Source organism: Bacillus cereus group sp. BfR-BA-01430 (genome assembly GCF_022663115.1).
Taxonomy (GTDB): domain Bacteria; phylum Bacillota; class Bacilli; order Bacillales; family Bacillaceae_G; genus Bacillus_A; species Bacillus_A cereus_BD.
Genome location: NZ_JAKUEW010000034.1, coordinates 1 through 6,249, shown reverse-complemented (window position 1 = coordinate 6,249; position 6,249 = coordinate 1). Strand labels below are relative to the sequence as shown.

Here is a 6,249-nt window from a genome sequence, read left to right as displayed (position 1 = left end):
TTTGGTCTAATTTTTTATACCTTTTGGTCTAATTTTTTTTGACCTTTTGGTCTAATTATGATAAAATGGAAATACAAAAATATAGGAGAAAGGTGATAATATGCCAAAACAAAAAACTGAAAACGAAATAATATATAACGGTAAAAGTCGATGGAGAAACCTAGATACAGGTGAAATAATAGAAACTGATGAAGTCATAAAGAAAACTCCTAGAAATGGTTTTATGATCACATATTTAACTGCAATCGTTCAATTAATAGATAGTTTAGGTAATAAAAAAATGCAAGTTGTAAAATACATATTAGAAAACATGGACAAATCAACAAATACGTTAATTATAACTACAAGAGAATTGACCGAAAAAAGCAAGGTATCTAGACAAACTGTAATAGACACATTAAAAACACTGGAGCAAGCCCAAATAATTACTAGAAGAACTGGAGCAATAATGATACATCCAAGCCTTGTTCATCGTGGTAAAGATACAAAAGAGAAATACTTACTTGCTAGATTCGAAGATTTTAATAATAATAAGGCTCCAATTAATGCAGTTGAATAAACCGCCCAAGAATTGATTCTAAGGCGGTTTTACCTTTCCATATCATATCCTCGTTGTTTAGTCATTTCGTTTTTATGTTCACGCTCAAAGTAATCCTCTACTTCCCTTCCAACTAGTTCATTCTTAACAAGCCCTCTAAACGTTTTAAATTGCTCTTTAAAGACTTTTTTCGTTTGTTGATATAAAACCTTTACGTTTATCTTCAAATCGTTTATATGAGCTTGTAACGAGCCTATTTTTGTATGTAATTCTTTATTTCTCTCTCTCAACTCCGCATTAATCTGATGAGATGCTTTTAAATTGTTAGACAAGCCCTCTACTTGCAGGTGTAATTTTTTATTTTCTTCCACCAAATCTGTACTTTGCAAACGTTCATAATCCCTTTTGACCATATAGGCAGCGTTCACCATTTTTTGTACTCTTTTCAATTCGTTCGTTCCAATAATCCAATTCCCAGTGTTTTTGGTTATCGTTTCTGTTTTAAATAATCCTTTTTTCACAACCTCTGTTTTTTTCTCTTTCCCTTTTGCATTGATTTTGATTTCTTGTGGTAATTGTTCACTGAGATCTAAAAGCTTTTTCTTTTTACTTTCAAATTCTTTATCTAAAGATTGGATTTTTCTCTCCAAGTCTTTTTCTTTTATCTTTACTTCCGCATCCATCGCCTTTTTTTGTTTCTCTATTTCTAGAGAATGCTTTTTTAAATCCTTAACGGTATCAACACCAATCGTTTTATCATTTAAAATTCCATCTTTGTAGATGTGTGGTATTTCCTTTTTCAAAAATGTATCTAAATCTTGGTGGAATGTCTTTAAATCTTTTCTTGTTAAAACCTCTTTGGCTGAAACTTTTTCCCGTTGTTTTTTCTCGTCCCAAACAACAGGCATAAAAGCAAAATGCATATGAGGTGTTGTTTCGTCCTTATGTACGTTAGCGGACAATACATTTTTTTCACCGCCATAACGATTCGCTAAAAACTCATAGGTTTTTTCAAAAAATTCACGTTGTTCTTTTTCTGAAGTCCCCTTCAAGTTTTCTGGTAACGTAACAACCCAATCACTACAAACTTTTACATCTTTCCGATTCAAACAATGTACTTCACGTAATCGATCATTCATGCGGGAAAGTGTATCTCCTTCTTTTTCGCATAAATCATAATTTAAATTTGACCGCTCATTATCAATCTCTTGATTCGAATGATTTTCTGTTTTTCTGTCCCAATGAATCGATAATCCTTGTACGCTGCCTTTTGTATATTTTTCTACATGAGCCACAAGTAAGCCCCCCTTTTGGTAATCAGCATAGCACGAAGATTGAGAGAATCCAATAATTTGGTCTAGCACGTTATACCAAATTTCATTTGGACGTGCTCTGCGAGGCTCGTTGGCTTCGCCAAACCATGCCTTGCATGGCAAAAAAACCTCGGACTTTGTCCGAACCTACAAGGGGAACTCTTCCCCTTGACCCCATCAATCGAACTCCCCAACCCCTCAATCCTTGAGGGACTCCCTCGCCGGTTGGCAGGCCAAAACGTTTGACGTTTTGACAGGCCAAGAGGGTGAAGAATCAATTGCACGTGTCAATTCCTTAATGCTCCTTTCATGGATCAGCACAAACCGCTGACCCCTTCCAGTCCGCTTACCATTGACACTTACCGCTAATTTTTCCTTTTCCAACAATCGCTTTGCAAATTACTCCAAACATATGTGTTTCCTATTCGAATGAATATAAGAGTAAAGTACATAATAAATATGAAATATACCTTCAACCTTCAACTGTTACCCCTAAAAAGAACCCTATCCAACATTAGGGTTCTTTTTTCATACCAAGCCAAAAATAAAAAAGGCTTATCCAGTTATATACACATTTTTGTCCCCTGCATACACTACTTATGTACAACTGCCTACTTGATAAATTGCCATACAACAGAGTGATTGAAAGGGGATTTTATGAATTATTCATTTAATAAATCTGATAAATTAATCCCTTTTAAAAAGAACTACGGGTGTTCAAAAACAGCCTGTAGGGACCCTTGTAGTTCAATACCAATAAAAAAGTCAAAATCCTATATAGTGGATTTTGACTTTTTTATTGGTATCCCCCTTGTTTTTGGGTGTGAGTGCTGGCTGGGGGTTTGGGGGCTAGCCCCCAGGAACTTAACGTAATTTTATATGGCATTAGTGAAATTCTTGAACGATAGATCAAGGCGGTTCGGCAGGTACAATTGCTAGTCCAAGTCGTGCAACTTAAATCCTCGTTTTTGGTATGTTCGGCTTGGCGACATGCTCACACCTGCCGAATTTCACTATGCAATAGCAAAAGAGTGGAGATTTTTTGAGTGGTTTTCTCAAAAAATACTACTCGACTATTGCATTGTGGAAAGCCCTCTAAAAAAAATGAAAAAAGAATATATTTAAGGCGATATTTATCGCCTTAAATATATAGAAAAGAGTAAGCAGGGGGTAAAAAGTAGATTTTAAGCTGATATATAGCTATTGAAGGGCATTTTCTTTGGTCTAATTTTTTTTGACCTTTTGGTCTAATTATGATAAAATGGAAATACAAAAATATAGGAGAAAGGTGATAATATGCCAAAACAAAAAACTGAAAACGAAATAATATATAACGGTAAAAGTCGATGGAGAAACCTAGATACAGGTGAAATAATAGAAACTGATGAAGTCATAAAGAAAACTCCTAGAAATGGTTTTATGATCACATATTTAACTGCAATCGTTCAATTAATAGATAGTTTAGGTAATAAAAAAATGCAAGTTGTAAAATACATATTAGAAAACATGGACAAATCAACAAATACGTTAATTATAACTACAAGAGAATTGACCGAAAAAAGCAAGGTATCTAGACAAACTGTAATAGACACATTAAAAACACTGGAGCAAGCCCAAATAATTACTAGAAGAACTGGAGCAATAATGATACATCCAAGCCTTGTTCATCGTGGTAAAGATACAAAAGAGAAATACTTACTTGCTAGATTCGAAGATTTTAATAATAATAAGGCTCCAATTAATGCAGTTGAATAAACCGCCCAAGAATTGATTCTAAGGCGGTTTTACCTTTCCATATCATATCCTCGTTGTTTAGTCATTTCGTTTTTATGTTCACGCTCAAAGTAATCCTCTACTTCCCTTCCAACTAGTTCATTCTTAACAAGCCCTCTAAACGTTTTAAATTGCTCTTTAAAGACTTTTTTCGTTTGTTGATATAAAACCTTTACGTTTATCTTCAAATCGTTTATATGAGCTTGTAACGAGCCTATTTTTGTATGTAATTCTTTATTTCTCTCTCTCAACTCCGCATTAATCTGATGAGATGCTTTTAAATTGTTAGACAAGCCCTCTACTTGCAGGTGTAATTTTTTATTTTCTTCCACCAAATCTGTACTTTGCAAACGTTCATAATCCCTTTTGACCATATAGGCAGCGTTCACCATTTTTTGTACTCTTTTCAATTCGTTCGTTCCAATAATCCAATTCCCAGTGTTTTTGGTTATCGTTTCTGTTTTAAATAATCCTTTTTTCACAACCTCTGTTTTTTTCTCTTTCCCTTTTGCATTGATTTTGATTTCTTGTGGTAATTGTTCACTGAGATCTAAAAGCTTTTTCTTTTTACTTTCAAATTCTTTATCTAAAGATTGGATTTTTCTCTCCAAGTCTTTTTCTTTTATCTTTACTTCCGCATCCATCGCCTTTTTTTGTTTCTCTATTTCTAGAGAATGCTTTTTTAAATCCTTAACGGTATCAACACCAATCGTTTTATCATTTAAAATTCCATCTTTGTAGATGTGTGGTATTTCCTTTTTCAAAAATGTATCTAAATCTTGGTGGAATGTCTTTAAATCTTTTCTTGTTAAAACCTCTTTGGCTGAAACTTTTTCCCGTTGTTTTTTCTCGTCCCAAACAACAGGCATAAAAGCAAAATGCATATGAGGTGTTGTTTCGTCCTTATGTACGTTAGCGGACAATACATTTTTTTCACCGCCATAACGATTCGCTAAAAACTCATAGGTTTTTTCAAAAAATTCACGTTGTTCTTTTTCTGAAGTCCCCTTCAAGTTTTCTGGTAACGTAACAACCCAATCACTACAAACTTTTACATCTTTCCGATTCAAACAATGTACTTCACGTAATCGATCATTCATGCGGGAAAGTGTATCTCCTTCTTTTTCGCATAAATCATAATTTAAATTTGACCGCTCATTATCAATCTCTTGATTCGAATGATTTTCTGTTTTTCTGTCCCAATGAATCGATAATCCTTGTACGCTGCCTTTTGTATATTTTTCTACATGAGCCACAAGTAAGCCCCCCTTTTGGTAATCAGCATAGCACGAAGATTGAGAGAATCCAATAATTTGGTCTAGCACGTTATACCAAATTTCATTTGGACGTGCTCTGCGAGGCTCGTTGGCTTCGCCAAACCATGCCTTGCATGGCAAAAAAACCTCGGACTTTGTCCGAACCTACAAGGGGAACTCTTCCCCTTGACCCCATCAATCGAACTCCCCAACCCCTCAATCCTTGAGGGACTCCCTCGCCGGTTGGCAGGCCAAAACGTTTGACGTTTTGACAGGCCAAGAGGGTGAAGAATCAATTGCACGTGTCAATTCCTTAATGCTCCTTTCATGGATCAGCACAAACCGCTGACCCCTTCCAGTCCGCTTACCATTGACACTTACCGCTAATTTTTCCTTTTCCAACAATCGCTTTGCAAATTACTCCAAACATATGTGTTTCCTATTCGAATGAATATAAGAGTAAAGTACATAATAAATATGAAATATACCTTCAACCTTCAACTGTTACCCCTAAAAAGAACCCTATCCAACATTAGGGTTCTTTTTTCATACCAAGCCAAAAATAAAAAAGGCTTATCCAGTTATATACACATTTTTGTCCCCTGCATACACTACTTATGTACAACTGCCTACTTGATAAATTGCCATACAACAGAGTGATTGAAAGGGGATTTTATGAATTATTCATTTAATAAATCTGATAAATTAATCCCTTTTAAAAAGAACTACGGGTGTTCAAAAACAGCCTGTAGGGACCCTTGTAGTTCAATACCAATAAAAAAGTCAAAATCCTATATAGTGGATTTTGACTTTTTTATTGGTATCCCCCTTGTTTTTGGGTGTGAGTGCTGGCTGGGGGTTTGGGGGCTAGCCCCCAGGAACTTAACGTAATTTTATATGGCATTAGTGAAATTCTTGAACGATAGATCAAGGCGGTTCGGCAGGTACAATTGCTAGTCCAAGTCGTGCAACTTAAATCCTCGTTTTTGGTATGTTCGGCTTGGCGACATGCTCACACCTGCCGAATTTCACTATGCAATAGCAAAAGAGTGGAGATTTTTTGAGTGGTTTTCTCAAAAAATACTACTCGACTATTGCATTGTGGAAAGCCCTCTAAAAAAAATGAAAAAAGAATATATTTAAGGCGATATTTATCGCCTTAAATATATAGAAAAGAGTAAGCAGGGGGTAAAAAGTAGATTTTAAGCTGATATATAGCTATTGAAGGGCATTTTCTTTGGTCTAATTTTTTATACCTTTTGGTCTAATTTTTTTTGACCTTTTGGTCTAATTATGATAAAATGGAAATACAAAAATATAGGAGAAAGGTGATAATATGCCAAAACAAAAAACTGAAAACGAAATAATA

At 34.9% G+C, this 6,249-nt stretch carries 4 protein-coding genes; 2 read left to right on the top strand and 2 right to left on the bottom strand.

Annotated elements, in window-relative coordinates:
• Nucleotides 1–100 precede the first annotated feature (100 nt).
• On the top strand, nucleotides 101–559 hold the full coding sequence (locus tag MR058_RS22530) for a replication/maintenance protein RepL (RefSeq protein WP_001125937.1): 459 nt from the start codon (nucleotides 101–103) through the stop codon (nucleotides 557–559).
• Between the two features lie 29 nt (nucleotides 560–588).
• On the opposite strand, the gene mobV (MR058_RS22525) is transcribed toward MR058_RS22530, so the two are convergent.
• Nucleotides 589–1,833, bottom strand: coding sequence for a MobV family relaxase (mobV, locus tag MR058_RS22525; RefSeq protein WP_000951567.1), 1,245 nt, complete (start codon nucleotides 1,831–1,833; stop codon nucleotides 589–591).
• Nucleotides 1,834–3,147: 1,314 nt separating this feature from the next.
• On the opposite strand from mobV (MR058_RS22525), the gene MR058_RS22520 reads away from it, so the two are divergent.
• Nucleotides 3,148–3,606, top strand: a complete 459-nt coding sequence (locus tag MR058_RS22520) for a replication/maintenance protein RepL (RefSeq protein ID WP_001125937.1) — start codon at nucleotides 3,148–3,150, stop codon at nucleotides 3,604–3,606.
• Between the two features lie 29 nt (nucleotides 3,607–3,635).
• On the opposite strand, the gene mobV (MR058_RS22515) is transcribed toward MR058_RS22520, so the two are convergent.
• On the bottom strand, nucleotides 3,636–4,880 hold the full coding sequence (gene mobV / locus MR058_RS22515) for a MobV family relaxase (protein WP_000951567.1): 1,245 nt from the start codon (nucleotides 4,878–4,880) through the stop codon (nucleotides 3,636–3,638).
• Nucleotides 4,881–6,249: the final 1,369 nt, after the last annotated feature.